The organism is Pseudomonas sp. TE3911, assembly GCF_054062775.1.
In genome coordinates, this window is record NZ_JBSSFP010000001.1 from 2069063 (window position 1) to 2085856 (window position 16794).

10 protein-coding genes and 1 pseudogene are annotated in these 16794 nt (G+C 58.7%); 4 read left to right on the top strand and 7 right to left on the bottom strand.

Translation table 11 applies throughout. The annotated features are described in order from the left end of the window. Positions 1-14: 14 nt before the first annotated feature. The 5 genes and pseudogenes from ACVWXD_RS09460 to ACVWXD_RS09480 all read right to left on the bottom strand — a co-directional run bounded on the left by ACVWXD_RS09460 (position 15) and on the right by ACVWXD_RS09480 (position 10230). Positions 15-4733 carry a hypothetical protein gene (locus ACVWXD_RS09460; RefSeq protein ID WP_457370891.1) on the bottom strand — a complete coding sequence of 1573 codons (4719 nt, stop codon included), beginning with the start codon at positions 4731-4733 and terminating at the stop codon, positions 15-17. Positions 4734-4884: 151 nt separating this feature from the next. Further along, positions 4885-6555, bottom strand: coding sequence for a response regulator (locus ACVWXD_RS09465; protein WP_095184747.1), 1671 nt, complete (start codon positions 6553-6555; stop codon positions 4885-4887). After that, positions 6555-8054 (bottom strand): ATPase domain-containing protein, encoded by a 1500-nt coding sequence (locus ACVWXD_RS09470; RefSeq protein WP_457370892.1) that lies wholly within the window; start codon positions 8052-8054, stop codon positions 6555-6557. The genes ACVWXD_RS09465 and ACVWXD_RS09470 overlap by 1 nt, the downstream gene beginning before the upstream one ends. 145 nt (positions 8055-8199) lie before the next feature. Next, positions 8200-9258: a tetratricopeptide repeat protein gene (locus ACVWXD_RS09475; protein WP_095184748.1), complete on the bottom strand. Its 1059-nt coding sequence runs from the start codon at positions 9256-9258 to the stop codon at positions 8200-8202. 77 nt (positions 9259-9335) lie between these two features. After that, positions 9336-10230 (bottom strand): annotated as a pseudogene (locus ACVWXD_RS09480) (bestrophin family protein). A 290-nt stretch (positions 10231-10520) separates the two neighbouring features. On the opposite strand from ACVWXD_RS09480, the gene ACVWXD_RS09485 reads away from it, so the two are divergent. From ACVWXD_RS09485 to ACVWXD_RS09500, 4 genes are read left to right on the top strand one after another with little or no spacing between them, the layout of a single operon-like run. Beyond that, on the top strand, positions 10521-11288 hold the full coding sequence (locus tag ACVWXD_RS09485) for an SDR family NAD(P)-dependent oxidoreductase (protein WP_457370893.1): 768 nt from the start codon (positions 10521-10523) through the stop codon (positions 11286-11288). 12 nt (positions 11289-11300) lie between these two features. Next, a complete protein-coding gene (locus tag ACVWXD_RS09490; protein WP_099602497.1) occupies positions 11301-12485 on the top strand; it encodes an acetyl-CoA C-acyltransferase in 1185 nt (394 codons plus the stop codon). A gap of 9 nt (positions 12486-12494) precedes the next feature. After that, complete coding sequence (locus ACVWXD_RS09495; protein ID WP_032885668.1) at positions 12495-13622, top strand: acyl-CoA dehydrogenase; 1128 nt, start codon at positions 12495-12497, stop codon at positions 13620-13622. A gap of 11 nt (positions 13623-13633) precedes the next feature. Then, positions 13634-14407 (top strand): enoyl-CoA hydratase, encoded by a 774-nt coding sequence (locus ACVWXD_RS09500; protein ID WP_032885667.1) that lies wholly within the window; start codon positions 13634-13636, stop codon positions 14405-14407. A gap of 73 nt (positions 14408-14480) precedes the next feature. On the opposite strand, the gene ACVWXD_RS09505 is transcribed toward ACVWXD_RS09500, so the two are convergent. Both ACVWXD_RS09505 and ACVWXD_RS09510 read right to left on the bottom strand, forming a co-directional pair. Beyond that, on the bottom strand, positions 14481-15632 hold the full coding sequence (locus ACVWXD_RS09505) for an acyl-CoA dehydrogenase family protein (RefSeq protein WP_457370894.1): 1152 nt from the start codon (positions 15630-15632) through the stop codon (positions 14481-14483). Between the two features lie 3 nt (positions 15633-15635). Continuing rightward, positions 15636-16739, bottom strand: a complete 1104-nt coding sequence (locus tag ACVWXD_RS09510) for an enoyl-CoA hydratase/isomerase family protein (RefSeq protein WP_095184751.1) — start codon at positions 16737-16739, stop codon at positions 15636-15638. Between the last annotated feature and the right edge of the window lie 55 nt (positions 16740-16794).

The following is a 16794-nucleotide window of genomic DNA, read 5'->3' on the forward strand; positions in this document are numbered from 1 at the left end:
ACTCAATTCAATCGTTAACGTTTTAACCTTTGAACATTGGCGTTGAGTGTACTGGCTGGCGTGTACGCGAACTGCCAACCGCGTTTTCCGTCAATACCATTGAGGAAGGCCTGCAGACCTTTGTCGTTGCTCAGTGGATAGACCGTCATACCGCCGCTAATCACCGGGAGGTTGCCATTCTTGATCATGGCCATATCCAGATCCGGACTATTAGTGTTGAAAAGGTACAACTGATTGTCTTTGGTTTTTTGGATGTAGACGGTGTGCGCGAACGCTTCGCCCTCATTGGTATGCTTGAAATTCAATAGCCCGGACTCTGTAATGTCAGCGCTGTTGAACACCGTTTGGAGGTTATCTGTTTTGATTCCCATCAGGTCCAGGTAATGCGGCGAATAGTTTGTGCCGCCGCTGCGGTCTGTAGCCTTTATGACAGCATCGTACACTTCAGATGAAAGGCTTTTTTCAGCCTGCCCCACCCGCATAGACGCCTCGTAACAAACCAGGCCCTGATTACCCGGCGCTTTGTGCAGTATTTCCAAGTTCTGTCTCAACTGAGTGTTAGACAGTTTTTGGGGGCCGGACGGAGTGAGGGGGGCGCTGTACAAGCTGTTGACGTCCAGATTGAAAACGCTGTTTTTTTGCTGCCAGTCGTCCGTGTGATCAAAGACCTTGAATTCCAACTTTGTTGGGTCGGTGCTATGGGTTTTATAGGGGGGCTGAAGTTTCTTGTCACGCGTCAGTTTTTCTAAGCCTTTTTGCATCGCCTCTGCGCTTGAGAAGTTGGCGAGACCATGGTTGGGATCATAAAAGTAATACGTTTTATACCCGCCATCGACTTTTACTCCTGCGGCCATCGCATGGCCTGGAGAGTCGATCATTAATGATTTCGAAACCGTCGAATTGGACAGCTCTCTGACCATGTCTTGAATGGAAACCTGGCGGGTGGGCTGCCCTGCATGGAAGGCACTTTGGCCACCCGTTTTGCTTTGAATTCTACTGAGCTTGGCGACAAAATCCCTGGAGGCCGGATCTAAAGCAAAGGCCGCGGCGGTGTACATATTCTTGATTAACACTTGCTCCTTGCCTTGCGCCATCGCCGTTGCCATGGCACGTGCGAGAGCCGCGCACTGACCATCAGACAATTGTCCGGTTTGGGTGAGGTAAATGATTTGGGGCATAGGCGTAACGTCGCCGAAGCGCGGCTCAATGTTGCCTATAAATCGCGCCGATGTGTTTTTACCGAACTGATAGGCCATGTCGTCATACTTTTTGACCAACATGCCGACCTGTTCTGATGTCAGGGTTTTACTGGCGCCAAGCTTCATTAAGTCAGCCAATGACATCTTATTGGAGTAGCCACTGATCTTCCGCGGGTCTCCGTAAATATAGCCGCGGTCAAACGCCTCTTTATCTGGCCCTTCTCGATGGGTTCTAACGGATTTCTTCCAGTCGCCGACCACCGCGCCACTTATTCTTTTTGCAGGGTCCGTTGCTGTCGCAAAACTTCCCAAATCATTGCTGTGTACCGAAGGCAGGAAGTCTTTTATGGCAGGGCCGTAGGGTTGCCCGGTTGCCGGGTTGAAGGCGTGCCACTTTCCATCGAGAAGGGTTGCCGGTGCTTCAATGAACTCGTTGTTGACCTTGAATGTTCCCACCGAGGCCGCGTCGAAACGTTTACTGGCGGACACAAGGTCATAACTGCCAGCAGAATGAGTCAGTGTTCTAAAACCCTTTAGTACTGATGTGGAACCAGTTTTCGCGAGGTAAAAGGCCCCCTTGGCGAGGTCCGTTGCGCCGTCGAAGGGATTAAGACTTCCTATGGCTGTGCGCCCGACAATCTTAGCGCCGTGGAGCAGCTTGCTGAGTGCGGAAGCGCCGGACATCATTGCTTTGGCGCCCTTTGCCGCCGCACCGGCCCCGACGATAAAACCAAACACATCCAATGTCAGATCCAAAACGCCTTCAGCGTAATCACCGTTTTGAAAGTTGAAAATCGCCGACCTTAATGGGATCAGATTCAACATGAACTCACGCACCTTTTTGTGAAAAGGCTCCTCAGTGTCAAAGGTCGTTTGTTGTTGGGCCTCCATTGTGAGTGCTTTGATATTGATGTGTTTGATAAAAGCATCGGCAATATAAGAGGTACGTTCACTGTTAAAGCTATCGGGCGTGGCGGTTGCGCTACTTTTTTCATCCGTGAGGCCTGACGCGGACGGTGTATCGGGAATCACCTGGACAAGTTTTCTATCAGGATGGGTGTGACCGGTTGGGAATCTTCCAGGTCGAAAATCGCCCAGGTCGGTACGTTCGGTAATTTTTGCGTGTTTCAGATCTATCTCGTAGGTATGAATCTGACCCATGCGTTCAGTTTTGACCAACAGGTTGTGATCGTCACGCTCGCGTATTTTCGGCATGAGAGAGATGGGTTGATAGTCAATGTATTGCTCTTTAACAATAGTTAATTTTCCGAGTTCAAGATTATTTCGCGTGGAAATGGGTTGTTGCGATATCAAGTGTTTGACTTGCGTGCCCAGGCTTTTTTCCATGCCTGAGCAGTACGCCGAAAACGCACTTTTGAAGGCCGAGGAAAGATGAGGGAGTTGTTTTATCGTTTTCAGGACCTCGCTGATATTGACGCCAGAGGCTGACGAAACAAACCTGCTGGGCGAGTAGGGGGATCCGTCGGTGAAGAGCGCTCTATAAAAAGCATCGGGTTGGGCGGTGGGTGCGCCATGTGCACTTCTTCCATCCATGTACAAATCCAGGACCGAATAAGGTCCGGGGAAATCCGCAACAGAAGGCTCCAGCGTGATGCACTTTTCATCAAAAAGTGCCGCAGCCATGTGCGGCAGCGCCTTCTGTAACTGTTCCCGCGCCATGTCCCTGGCTATCGGCATCGGTGCACGTTGCGCGTCGCTGGCAGTTTTCAATTCAGCGATCCGAGCATGAAACGCGTTGCGCACTGCGTTCATCTGCGTTTCGTTTTCAGGGTAAGGCAAGCCATTGGCACGCCCCCAGTCCTTGAGCGGTTCCTGCTGGACAAGGAACTCAGTACGGCGCTCCTCTTCAGAGATCGGTGCGATCGCCGCTTGCAGCATCACCTCGCCATAGGTCATCGCCGCCGTTGATCCCGCTGCCTTCGCCTCAAGGCGCCCGACGGCGGTGACAAAACTGACCCAACTGTGAGAGCCGAAGGTCAGGCTTTCGGGGATGTCCTTGACCAGCAACTCCGGCGTACGGCTTGCCAACAACAGGTGGGCTTGCAGCGCTGCTTTCTCGGTCGATGATGCTTGGCCTGAGGACACCAGGTAGTCGCTCAGGTCCTTGACGATGCCCGCTACAGGCTTCCCGTAAACATTAGGGCCCAAGGTAGAAATGCCCGCTACGTAGCCTCTGGGAGCGCCTGGTTGAACCTTACGGTCAATACTCAGCGCAGCCAGCAGCCAGTCGTTGGGACTGCCTTTCACAGACTTTGCATCGAAACTGCTCTGCAGTGCTTCGCCAAGTGCCTGCCCCCTGGGCGACTGGATCAACCTGTCGAGGACCCGTTGAGGATGACGTAACTCGGAAGGCTCGAATGTCGCGTCTTGCGCCAGGTACTCCAGCACGCTCTTGAAAGGCTTCAGGTCAATGTCGCCGATCTTGCCGTGACGTAGGTTTGCCCTCAGTTGCCACTGGCTGCGGGTGTCGAGTGGTATCGGCCATGCCAGTGCACCGCCATAGTTGCCATGGGGCGGGTGTTGGGGTTCTGGTCTGAGCAGGGCCGCGGCGAGATTCTCCGCTTCCTGGTGATTGGTGGGAATATCCCAACCGTTTGCCTGCAGGTAGTGCTCAAGTGTGGCTTCGCCCCATGTGTTCATGGCAGCTTCTGGATAGCTGCTGTCGGGGGCGATCTGGACGTTGTTTTTTTGCAGGTGATCAAGAATCAGCTCGGGGGGAAGATCGCCGCGCTTTAAAAGCATGGCGAGATGCGTGAACGCAAACGCGGCATCACGGCGGGTATTCTTATCTCCCAGGGCCTTCTTTTGCCCTGTGAGTGCCTCCTCACTGCGCGCCTCTTGAAGGCCGGCGGGTAGCTGCGCAAAGGATTTATCCTGCGCCAATTGCGCCGCTCTGTCCTGGCGCTCTGCGACTGACGATTTTTCGGGCTCCCGATAGAAGCGCTTCACCAGCCATAACGGCGCGCTGTTGCTGTGTTCGGACAACGGCGGGGAGAAAGTGGAAAGTCCGTTGCCCGCCGCTATGACCTTCGCCGCCTCAACGACAGGGCCGCTTACCCCGGACCACTGCTTGTCTTCCTGGCCATGCGTCTGTGTCACTGGTGATGCGGCGATATAGCGCTGAACTTTGAAAGATACTTGACCCGATTCGGGCGTGATTTTCACTGTGCGGCTATCCACCCCGATGTGTCTCATCCACTCCTTGACATCATCGGACTGCATCGCTCGCCCTAATTGCGCCCACCACTGACCGAATGTGGAGTTGGGAGGAATGTTTCCTATCATCACCTCCCGATCCTGACTTTCAACATCAGTCAAGCGAAGGAGTGCCTTGCCATAAATCTCGGCCAGAAGGCTGTCGCCCTCGGAACGGGCGGTGTCATGGGAGGGGACGGGACCTTCAGTCCTGAGCCCAGGCTTATTGAACTGGGATTGATCTACGGACGTCAGTGGCGCGTTGACGTTCATCGGGAGGTGATGACTGAGCACTACATCATTACGGGATGGGATCATTGGCTAGCTCGTCAGGTCGGCAGGGAGGAACACCCTAGGTGTCACTCTCAGTACCCAAAACCGTTCTGGCGATTCCGCTTATCCCGACGCCAATGATTTCCGAACTTTTCCCTCTTGACCTGGCTGTGCCGCAAGCAATACATGCATCACATCACGCCCGGATCATCTCCCGCACCTTCGCCGTCAACAAATCAAAGGTAAATGGCTTGGTAATCAACTGCATGCCAGGGTCGAGAAAACCACCGCGCACGGCGGCATGTTCGGCATAGCCGGTAATAAACAATACCTTCAGATCCGGCCGCATCTGCCGGCCGATCTCTGCCATTTGTCTGCCGTTCATGCCGGGCAAGCCGACATCGCTGATCAACAGGTCGATCCGCTGTTCAGATTCAATGATCGGTAATGCCGTATTGGCGTCCTCTGCCTCAACAAACCCATAACCCAGCTCTTTAAGTACTGCGCTGACCAGCACGCGTACGGCGGGATCGTCTTCGACGATCAGCACGGTCTCCCCGGAATTGGCAAATGGCAGCAACGCAGGGTCGACGGGTGCGGGCACGACGGTCTCACCCAGAAAACGTGGCAGGAACAGGCTGACGGTCGTCCCCAGGCCCACCTCGCTGTGCAGGGTGACGTGTCCGCGGGACTGACGGGCGAAGCCGTAGATCATCGATAAACCAAGGCCGGTGCCTTGGCCGATCGGCTTGGTGGTAAAGAAGGGATCGAACACACGGCCAATCACGCTTTGCGGGATGCCGCAGCCGTTATCACTGATGCTCAGCTCAACGTAATCGCCTGGGGGCAGGGTGCCAAACGCAGCGGTGAAAACGCTGTCCAGGTGCCGATTCGACGTTTCCACCGTCAGCTTGCCGCCGTTGGGCATTGCATCGCGGGCATTGAGCACCAGGTTGAGCAGGGCGCTTTCCAGCTGATTGGGGTCGGCTTCAGCTGTCCAAGGCTGGTCGGTGAGTTGCATCTCAAGGGTAATGCTTTCATTGATGCTGCGTTCCAGCAGTTCACCCATGGAGCTGACCAGTTCATTGATATTGACCGGTTTGGAGTCCAAGGATTGCCGGCGGGAAAACGCTAGCAACCGATGGGTCAATCCGGCTGCGCGGTTAGCTGACGTGACGCCAAGATCGATGAGGCTATCGAGGTCGTCCAACTTGCCACGGGACACGCGCCTGCGCAGTAACTCGAGGCTGCCGATAATCCCGGTGAGCATATTGTTGAAGTCGTGGGCGATACCGCCCGTCAATTGGCCGACGGCTTCCATTTTCTGTGATTGGCGCAGCGCCTCTTCGTTGTGGCGCAGTTGCGCGGTGCGCTCTTCGACTTGTTGTTCAAGGGTTTCAAGTGTGCGTTGCAGGCGCAGTTCGCTTTCGCTCAAGTCGATCAGGCGGTCACGCGCCTCGTACTGGCGACGACGGCCGCGCAGAGCAGCGCTGACCAGGCTGATCAGGGTCACCGGGTGGAAGGGCCGCTCCAGGAAGGTCACATTGCCGAGCAGGCCACTGAGGTGGGACGAACCGTTCTGTTCGCTGCCGCCGTGATGGGTCATCAGCACGATGGGCATATCCGACCAAGCGGGCTGCTGGTGCAGTTTTTCCAGCAGCGGCTCCAGATCGATACCGCGCAAGGCTTCGGCGGCAATGATCAACAGACCTGCACCTTCTTCCATCGCGTCGCACAGCATCGGCAGGTGGGTCGCGACGATGCCGGAGTAACCGGCTTCGTTGAGCATCATCAACGCCAGTGAACTGTCGCGCCCCACTGGCGCCAGGATGATCGCGCGTTCGGAAACGCCAAGTAGATTCGGCACTATTGCTCATCCTTGAGCAAAGGGGAGCCTGCGCCCATGTAGGTCGGGATGCCGCGCAGTACGCCCTGGAAGTTGTCCAAGGGCTCGCCGACGGTCAAGCCACGGTTGCTGATGCGGTATTCACGAATGGTCGACTCGTGGGCGCCGGTACGTTTCTTGATGATCGAAATCGCCCGGCGGACTTTGCCCAGCGCTTCGAAGTAACGCAGCAGAATCACGGTGTCGGCCAAGTAGGTGATGTCGACCGGTGCTTGCATGTCACCCACCAACCCGTGTTGAGCGACGGTCATGAAGGTCGCCGCACCGCGCCGGTTGAGGTACAGCAGCAACTCGTGCATGTGCAGGATCAGCGCATTTTCTTCAGGCATCGCCGCCTGGTAACCGTTGATGCTGTCGATCACCACGGTTTTGATACCCCCTTCGTCGACAGCGCGGCGCACCCGGTGGGAGAACTCGCCAGGGGACAGTTCGGCAGCGTCCACTTGTTCGATCATCAAGTTGCCGGTGGCCTGCAGCGCTTCAAGGTCGATACCCATGTTTTTCATGCGTTCAAACAACAACCCCAGCTCTTCGTCGAAGATAAACAGCGCTGCCTTTTCGCCGCGTAACACGGCGGCGGCAGCGAAGATCATCGAGATCAACGATTTGCCGGTACCGGCCGGGCCGAGAATCAGGCTGCTGGAGCCCGTCTCGATACCGCCGCCCAACAATGAGTCCATCTCGCTGATGCCGCTGGTGAGCGTCTGGCGGTTGTAACCACCGCGGTGTTCGGCGGCCACCAGGCGAGGGAATACATGCACCCCGTCCTGCATGATGGTGAAGTCGTGGAAACCGCCGCGATACTTCTGTCCACGGTACTTCACCACACGAACGCGGCGGCGTTCGGCACCGTAGTTCGGCGTCAATTCTTCCAGACGGATCACGCCGTGGGCCACGCTGTGCACGGTTTTATCCAGGGATTCAGTGGTCAGGTCGTCCAACAGCAGAACGGTGGCGTCATAACGCACGAAGTAGTGCTTGATGGCGAGGATCTGCCGGCGATAACGCAACGAACTCTGCGCCAGCAGGCGGATCTCAGAGAGGCTGTCGACGACCACGCGGGTCGGCTTGACCCGTTCCACCACCTCAAAGATCTGCCGCGTGGCTTCACCCAGCTCAAGGTCAGAGGAATACAGCAGGCTCTGTTGGTGCTCGGCATTGAGCAAGCTTTCCGGTGGGGTCAGCTCAAAAATATGGATGTTGTCATCCAGGTCCCAACCGTGGGACTTGGCGCCCTGGCGCAACTCGCGCTCAGTCTCCGACAAGGTGATGTACAAGGATCGCTCGCCGTTTTTTGCCCCGGCCTGAAGGAAATGCAGGGCCACGGTGGTTTTACCGGTACCAGGTTCACCTTCCAGCAAAAACAGGTGGCTGCGCGATAGCCCCCCGGCAAGAATGTCATCAAGACCTTCGATGCCGGTGGCCGCCTTTTCACTGAACAGCTCTTTGGATGTAGACAAGAAGTGCCCTCGGGTCACGTACAAGTGGAAGGGCATGTTCGTCACAACACGCCATGTTTACTTGACCGTGGCACTATGCAACCGTTCAACAAACGGCTCAATTTATCGGTACAGGCGAGCCGTCCGCGAGGTGTCGTGGCGTGTCTTAGAGCCCTTGCTGCAAGGCCGGATCGTCCGGATTCTGTTGCTCAAGCTGAGCCAGCAGCACTTGGACATTCTGCAACTGCCCACTCTCTTTCCAGTAGTTGACCAGCAGCACCCGAGCCTTGCGATTGGCCGGGTGGCGCTGGACGATTTCTTCCAATTGGCGCTGCGCTGCCTCCAGCTCCTGCTGGTCGTGCAGGGTGGTGGCCAGGTCGTAGCGGTAATCCTGATTATCCGGCTCAAGCTCTACCGCTTTGGACAGGCCGAGGAGGGCATAAGGCCGCTCGCCATGGTGCAGCAGCCACATGCCGAGGGCGTGTTGCAAGTAGGCGGACTCGGGGTGAGACGCCAACTGCCGCGCCAGCAATTGGCGGGACTCGTCGGTCTTGCCTTGCTTATCCAACAGCTCGATCTGCGCGACCACTGCTTGCAGGTTGTCCGGTTGCAAACGCATCGCCTGTTCCAGGGCCTGTTGCGCCTCCGGCAACAGCGCGCTGTGGATGTAGAGGCGTGCCAGCTGAATCCACCCCTCGGCGGTTTCGGGCTGGGCCTTGAGGTATTTCACGAATTCGTCCAACACCTGCTGCAGCGGCCCGAAATACAGGCCAAGGGTGTCCGGCGAAAGGCCGAGCAAGGCATTGGCGGCGGCAAAGCGCACGCTTTGCTCGGGGTCATCCAGCGCCGGGCCCAGCAGCAGGGTGCGCTGGCCCGTGGGCACCAGGCCGACAATGCTGTGGATCGCCGCTTCGCGCACCACCGGCGATTCATTGATCAGGTCTTTATCCGCCAGCTTCAGGGCCTGGGGGCTTGGATAGTTGTGCAGTTCGGCATGCAGGGCGGCGCGGCGCTCATCGGTCAGGTCCGGGCGGCCCAATTGCTGATACAGCACTCGGGCGGCGCCAGGCTCGCCGTTACGCGCCTGTTTCAGCGCTTTGGCGTAGCCATGGGCAATCGCGGGAGCCACAGCCACCGGGGCGGAGCGGGAGAAATACCAGGTGAGCAGCACAATGAAGAACAGGGCGCACAGGCCGACGATGGCGTAACGGCGTGACTTTGACATGCAGGCGTCCGAAAGCTTGAGTAGCTATTACAAAGGCCGTCAGCTTCGGTCAGACCAGGGCAGGTGTCAAACCGGCGTCAGGTGAGCACGTACTCCACTGGCGCCAAGGGCGCTGGCAGTTCGGTTTCGCCCAGCGCCGCGAGAATCTCGCGCTCCAAGGTGCGTAGGAGCGCATTGCAGGGCAGGTCATTTTCATCAAAGCCGAACGGGTCTTCCAGGTCATCGCCGATTTCATCCAGGCCAAAAAAGGTGTAGCTGACAATGGCAGTGAACACCGGTGTCAGCCAGCCCAGAGGTTCGGCCATGGCGAAGGGCAGCAGAATACAGAACAGGTAGATGGTGCGGTGCAAAAGCAGCGTGTAAGGGAAGGGCAGTGGCGTGGTCTTTATCCGCTCGCACGAGGCCTGAACCTGACTCAGGCTGACCAAGCGGGTTTTCCAGCTGGGTGTAGCGCCATTCGCTGATGACGCCCTGCTGAGCCAGTACCGAAAACCGCCCGCCGAGCTGTTGCAGCACACGGTCCGGCAGGTTGGGATGGTCCGCTTCCACGCTGGCCCAGGGCTGTATCGCCTGGGCTTCATTTTCATGACGCAGTCGTGCGATCAACCCATGGGCAAAGCCCCCCAGCCCGCGCAACACGCGCGCACGTTCAGCGGCATCGGCGAGTACTTGTGTTTCGCGGATCAGCGAGCGCACCTCGATGATCATCTGCCCCAACTGCTTGCGGCCCTCCCACCAACGGTCATAGCAGGCATTGTTGCGAAAGCTCATGAAGATCGACAACGAGAGCCCGAGCAAGGTGAAGGGCGTGGCGTTGACCTTGGAGAAGTACGCGGGGTGCAGGGTTTCCACGAGCACGATCACTGACGCCAGCAACGTGACCAGTAGGCTGCGCAGGGCGATGCGTTTGGCAATCGAACCTTTGAGGGAAAACAGGATACCCAGGAGATTGGGTTTAGGACGCACGATCATGGGGGGCTTCTTTGGTGGCGCAGTCCATCAGGTTAGAAGCTGATAGGGAGGGCGTCCAATCGCTTGGGCCTACCGGCTGATCGGTGGGGTCTATGATCGGAGGTGCGCCAGCTTCTGTGTCAAGCAGGCCTCTGTGGTGGGCGGGGCAAGTCCACTCACCACCAGTGCCTTGCCCCCTTGGCCAAACCAGTCAGCCATGTTGAAAGCTTTGACCATTGTCGCTGTGCAGCACCCAAGCGACTATCTGGGCCATACGCTCGTTACCCGGTCCATCGTTCAAGGAAACAATGATGCAGATTGAAAACAAGGTTTTTCTGGTCAGCGGCGGCGCTTCGGGCCTCGGCGCGGCCACCGCTGAGATGCTGATCGCCGCTGGTGCCAAGGTGATGCTGGTGGATTTAAACGCCGAAGCGGTCGCCGCCAAGGCCAAGCAATTGGGTGAAAACGCCCGCAGTGCGGTGGCCGACATCAGCCAGGAAGCTGCCGCTGAAGCCGCCGTGCAAGCCACGGTCTCGGCATTTGGCGGCTTGCACGGGTTGGTCAATTGCGCAGGCGTGGTGCGCGGCGAGAAAATTCTCGGCAAGAACGGCCCTCACGTGCTGGCGAACTTCGCCCAGGTGATCAACGTCAACCTGATCGGCAGCTTCAACCTGTTACGCCTGGCAGCTGCAGCCATTGCTGAGACCGAAGCGAATGCCGACGGTGAGCGCGGCGTGATCATCAATACCGCTTCCGTGGCCGCCTTCGATGGGCAAATCGGTCAGGCTGCGTATGCGGCCTCCAAAGGTGCCATCGCGAGCCTCACACTGCCCGCGGCTCGTGAATTGGCGCGTTTCGGTATTCGCGTAATGACCATCGCTCCCGGTATCTTCGAAACGCCCATGATGGCCGGCATGACGCCGCAAGTGCGCGACTCCCTGGCCGCCGGCGTGCCATTCCCGCCACGCCTGGGCAAGCCTGACGAATACGCCGCACTGGTGCGGCACATCATTGAAAACAGCATGCTCAACGGCGAGGTGATCCGTCTTGACGGCGCCTTGCGCATGGCAGCCAAGTAAGGAGAGTGACCCATGACTGATCCCATCGTGATTGTCAGCGCCGTGCGCACGCCCATGGGCGGGTTCCAGGGTGACCTCAAGGGACTGACCGCACCTCAACTCGGTGCCGCCGCTATTCGTGCAGCGGTTGAGCGCGCCGGTATCGCCACCGACGCCGTGGATGAAGTGCTGTTTGGCTGCGTACTCCCTGCTGGCCTGGGCCAGGCGCCAGCGCGGCAAGCGGCATTGGGCGCCGGGTTGGACAAGTCCACCCGTTGCACCACCCTCAACAAGATGTGCGGCTCAGGTATGGAAGCCGCCATCCTGGCCCATGATTCACTGCTGGCGGGCAGTGTCGATGTGGTGATTGCTGGCGGTATGGAGAGCATGTCCAACGCGCCGTATTTGCTGGACCGCGCCCGCAGTGGCTACCGCATGGGTCATGGCCGCGTCCTCGACCACATGTTCCTCGACGGCCTGGAAGACGCTTACGACAAGGGCCGCCTGATGGGCACCTTCGCCGAAGACTGCGCCCTGCATAACGGCTTTACCCGTGAAGCCCAGGATGCCTTCGCCATTGCCTCCCTGGCCCGAGCTCAGGAGGCGATTAGCCACGGCAACTTCGCTGCCGAAATCGTCCCGGTACAGGTCACTGTCGGCAAAGAGCAAAAAACCATTCTGCACGATGAGCAGCCCCCCAAAGCCAAGCTGGACAAGATTGCCAGCCTCAAACCGGCGTTCCGCGAAGGCGGCACGGTGACAGCGGCCAACTCCAGCTCGATTTCCGACGGTGCTGCGGCGCTGCTGCTGATGCGCGAGTCCGAGGCGCACAAACGTGGGCTCAAGCCGTTGGCGGTGATCCATGGGCATGCTGCATTTGCCGATGAGCCGGGGCTGTTTCCCGTGGCGCCGGTGGGTGCGATTCGCAAATTGATGAGCAAGACCGGCTGGAACCTTGATGAAGTGGATCTGTTCGAGATCAACGAAGCCTTCGCGGTGGTCAGCCTAGTGACCATGAGCAAGCTGCAAATCCCCCATTCCAAGGTCAACGTGCACGGCGGTGCCTGCGCCCTCGGCCACCCGATTGGTGCCTCGGGTGCCCGCATCCTGGTGACCTTGCTCTCGGCCCTGCGCCAGAAGGGCCTCAAGCGTGGCGTTGCCGCGATCTGCATCGGCGGTGGTGAAGCCACAGCCATGGCCGTCGAATGCCTGTATTAAGGAGCCACGATGCTGCCCAATGACGAACAACTGCAAATCAGCGACGCGGCCCGGCAATTTGCCCAGGAACGTCTCAAACCTTTCGCCGCCGAATGGGATCGCGAGCACCGCTTTCCCAAGGAGGCCATCGGCGAGATGGCCGAACTGGGGTTTTTCGGCATGCTGGTGCCGGAGCAATGGGGCGGTTGCGATACCGGCTACCTGGCTTACGCCATGGCCCTGGAAGAAATTGCCGCCGGTGATGGAGCCTGCTCCACCATCATGAGCGTGCACAACTCGGTGGGGTGCGTGCCCATCCTCAAGTTCGGCAACGACCAGCAAAAAACGCAGTTCCTCACGCCTCTGGCCAGCGGCGCCATGCTGGGGGCCTTTGCCCTGACCGAACCGCAGGCCGGTTCCGACGCCAGCAGCCTGAAAACCCGCGCGCGTCTGGACGGTGACCACTACGTGCTCAACGGTTGTAAACAGTTCATCACCTCCGGGCAAAACGCTGGGGTGGTGATTGTGTTTGCCGTTACCGACCCAGCGGCAGGCAAACGCGGGATCAGCGCGTTTATCGTGCCCACCGATTCGCCGGGCTACAGCGTCGCGCGGGTCGAGGACAAGTTGGGGCAGCATGCGTCCGACACGTGCCAGATTCTGTTTGAAGACGTGAAGGTCCCGGTGGCCAACCGTTTGGGTGAGGAGGGTGAGGGCTACAAGATCGCCCTGGCCAACCTCGAAGGCGGCCGCGTGGGCATCGCCTCGCAAGCAGTGGGCATGGCCCGTGCCGCGTTTGAAGCGGCGCGCGACTACGCCCGCGAGCGCGAGAGTTTCGGCAAACCGCTGATCGAACACCAGGCGGTAGCCTTCCGACTCGCCGACATGGCCACGCAAATCGCCGTGGCACGGCAGATGGTGCATTACGCCGCCGCCTTGCGCGACAGCGGCAAGCCGGCGCTGGTGGAAGCGTCGATGGCCAAGCTGTTTGCCTCGGAAATGGCCGAAAAAGTCTGTTCGGCCGCCTTGCAAACCTTGGGCGGTTACGGTTACCTGAGCGACTTTCCTCTGGAGCGGATCTACCGCGATGTGCGGGTCTGCCAGATCTACGAAGGCACCAGCGATATTCAACGCATGGTCATCTCACGCAATCTCTAAGGAGCCGATACATGAGTTACGAAACCATTTTGCTCGACGTCCAGGGCCGCGTCGGGCTGATTACCCTGAATCGTCCGCAAGCCCTGAATGCGCTGAATGCGCAGCTGGTCAGTGAGTTGAACCATGCACTGGATGATCTGGAAGCCAATCCGCACATCGGCTGCATCGTGCTGACCGGTTCGAAGAAAGCCTTTGCGGCCGGCGCCGATATCAAGGAAATGGCCGAGCTGACCTACCCGCAGATTTACCTCGATGACCTGTTCAGCGACAGCGACCGCGTGGCCAACCGCCGCAAGCCGATCATTGCCGCCGTCAACGGTTTTGCTTTGGGCGGCGGCTGCGAACTGGCGCTGATGTGCGACTTCATCCTGGCGGGTGATGGCGCCAAATTCGGCCAGCCAGAGATCAACCTCGGCGTCCTGCCCGGCATGGGCGGCACCCAGCGCCTGACCCGCGCGGTGGGCAAGGCCAAGGCCATGGAAATGTGCCTGACCGGGCGCTTTATCGATGCGGTGGAAGCGGAGCGTTGCGGGATTGTCGCGCGCATCGTGCCGGCCGATGAACTACTGGATGAAGCGCTGAAGGTCGCCACGCTGATTGCTGGCAAGTCGGTGCCAATCAGCATGATGGTCAAGGAAAGCGTAAACCGTGCGTTTGAAGTGAGCCTGTCCGAAGGCGTGCGCTTTGAGCGCCGCGTGTTCCATGCGGCATTTGCGACGCTGGATCAGAAGGAAGGTATGGCGGCGTTTGTGGCCAAGCGCGCGCCAGAGTTCAAGGATAAGTAAGCAAATCTTCATGTACTGAAGTGCAAATGTGGGAGGGGGCTTGCCTCCTCCCACAGTAGTTCGTTGGTGTCTGTCAGAGCTGGTAGTTCTTGAGTTCCCTGGCAATCACCATCCGCTGAATCTCGCTGGTCCCTTCGTAAATCTGCGTGATTCGCGCATCCCGGTAGTAACGCTCCACCGGGTAATCCTCCAGGTAGCCGTAGCCGCCATGTATCTGCATCGCTGACGAGCAGACCTTCTCCGCCATTTCCGAGGCAAACAGTTTGGCTTGTGACGCTTCCGACAGGCACGGCTTGCCGGCACTGCGCAGGCGCGCTGCGTGCAGGATCAGCAGGCGGGCCGCGTTCAAGCGGGTCTGCATGTCCGCCAGCAAATTAGCCACGCTCTGATGCTCGATGATCGCTTTGTCGAACTGCACCCGGTCTCGGGCGTAGGCCAGCGCCGCTTCAAACGCTGCTCGCGCGATACCCAGGGCCTGGGCGGCGATACCGATGCGGCCACCTTCCAGGTTCGACAGCGCAATCGCCAGGCCTTTGCCGCGTTCGCCCAGTAAGTTGGCTTCGGGAACTGTGCATTGGTTGAGGGTGACGGCACAGGTGTCAGAAGCGCGTATGCCCATCTTGTGTTCGGTGCGGTCCACCACAAAGCCAGGGGTGTCGGTGGGCACGAGGAAAGCGGAAATGCCTTTCTTGCCCAAGTGCGGATCAGTCACGGCAAACACGATAGCCAACTTGGCGCGCTTGCCGTTGCTGACGAATTGCTTGGCGCCGTTGATCACCCACTGGCCGTCACGCAGCTCAGCGCGAGTGCGCAGATTGTGGGCTTCGGAACCGGCCTGGGGTTCGGTCAGGCAGAAGCAGCCAATCGCCTGGCCACTGGCAAGTTCTGCCAACCAGGTTTCTTTCTGCGCCGTTGTGCCGTAGTTGAGGATCGGCCCGCAACCCACTGAATTGTGGATACTCATCAGTGCGCCGGTGGCGCCATCGCCGGCAGAAATCTCCTCCACCGCCAGGGCATAAGCCACGTAGTCGACGTAGGTGCCGCCCCATTCTTCCGGGACCACCATGCCCAGCAGGCCGAGTTCGCCCATTTTGGCTACCAGGTTGTCGTCAATCCAGCCGGCTTTTTCCCAGGCTTGGGCGGATGGGGCGATTTCACGTCGGGCGAAGTCACGCGCCATGTCGCGGATCATCACTTGTTCTTCAGTGTATTCAATGTCTTGCATGGCTTATCTCGCAATTTGCTCGAACTGTTGGAAGAAGCTTTCGACGTGGGCAACTGATAGCCCATGCAACGTTGGCGGGTTCCAGCGCGGGGTTTTGTCCTTGTCGATGATCAGGGCGCGCACGCCTTCGATCAGGTCGCCGCGCTTGAACCATTGCCGGTCCAAGTGCAGTTCCAGGGCGAAACACTGTTCCAACGACAGGCGGCGGCCTTTGCGCAACATTTGCAAAGTCACGGCCATGGCCAGGGGCGAGCGGGTCTGCATCAGGTGGGCCGTGTTGAGCGCCCATTCATGGCTGTCGGCAACGGTGACGGCCTGTAATTGCTCAACGATGCTCGGCACATCCGGCAACCCGAAGAAATGGTCGATCGCCGGGCGCAAGGCTGCCAGCGGCGCATCGGGCAGCTGCTGCACCGCAAGCTTTGCCAGCACACCTTGCAAGTCTTTGAGCGCAGAGTCGTGCCATTGCAGGTGGTCGAGTTTCTGGTCCAGGTCGGCGAGCTTGTTGCTGTCGAGGTACCAGTCCGCCAAACCGCAATACAGTGCATCGGCGGCGCGGATCTGCACGCCGGTGACGCCGAGGTAAATACCGAGTTCGCCCGGAATGCGCGGCAGGAAATAGCTGCCACCCACGTCGGGAAAATAACCAATGGCCACTTCCGGCATGCCCAGGCGGCTGCGCTCGGTAACGACGCGTAAATCGGCACCTTGCACCAGGCCCATGCCACCGCCGAGGACAAACCCGTCCATCAACGCCAGCACGGGCTTACGGTAGTGGTGGATGGCGAGGTCGAGGGCGTATTCCTCGACGAAGAAATCTTCGTGAAGGGTGTCGCCATTCTTGAAGCTGTCGTACAGGGAACGGATATCGCCGCCGGCACAGAAGGCTTTGTCGCCGGTGCCGCGCAGGACCACGGCGTAGACCGATGGATCGTCGGACCAGGCCTCCAGGTGCCGGGTCAGGCTGCGAACCATGTCGAGGGTGATGGCGTTTAAACCCGCAGGGCGGTTAAGGGTGAGGTGGCCGATATGGTTGCGGACGTCGGCCAGTACCTCTTCCTGAGGCGAATCGGCGCGGCTTGCTTCGGATGAAACCTGAGCAGTCATCTCTAACTCCCTGCTTTTATTGTTCTTTATCAAGATGTTCGGGGACGAACCATCT

What these genes read in the sequence shown, in the direction of transcription:
- ACVWXD_RS09460 (WP_457370891.1), bottom strand. Translation starts at nt 4,733, where the DNA reads ATGATCCCATCCCGTAATGATGTAGTGCTCAGTCATCACCTCCCGATG.
- ACVWXD_RS09475 (WP_095184748.1), bottom strand. Translation starts at nt 9,258, where the DNA reads ATGTCAAAGTCACGCCGTTACGCCATCGTCGGCCTGTGCGCCCTGTTC.
- ACVWXD_RS09485 (WP_457370893.1), top strand. Translation starts at nt 10,521, where the DNA reads ATGCAGATTGAAAACAAGGTTTTTCTGGTCAGCGGCGGCGCTTCGGGC.
- ACVWXD_RS09490 (WP_099602497.1), top strand. Translation starts at nt 11,301, where the DNA reads ATGACTGATCCCATCGTGATTGTCAGCGCCGTGCGCACGCCCATGGGC.
- ACVWXD_RS09495 (WP_032885668.1), top strand. Translation starts at nt 12,495, where the DNA reads ATGCTGCCCAATGACGAACAACTGCAAATCAGCGACGCGGCCCGGCAA.
- ACVWXD_RS09500 (WP_032885667.1), top strand. Translation starts at nt 13,634, where the DNA reads ATGAGTTACGAAACCATTTTGCTCGACGTCCAGGGCCGCGTCGGGCTG.
- ACVWXD_RS09505 (WP_457370894.1), bottom strand. Translation starts at nt 15,632, where the DNA reads ATGCAAGACATTGAATACACTGAAGAACAAGTGATGATCCGCGACATG.
- ACVWXD_RS09510 (WP_095184751.1), bottom strand. Translation starts at nt 16,739, where the DNA reads ATGACTGCTCAGGTTTCATCCGAAGCAAGCCGCGCCGATTCGCCTCAG.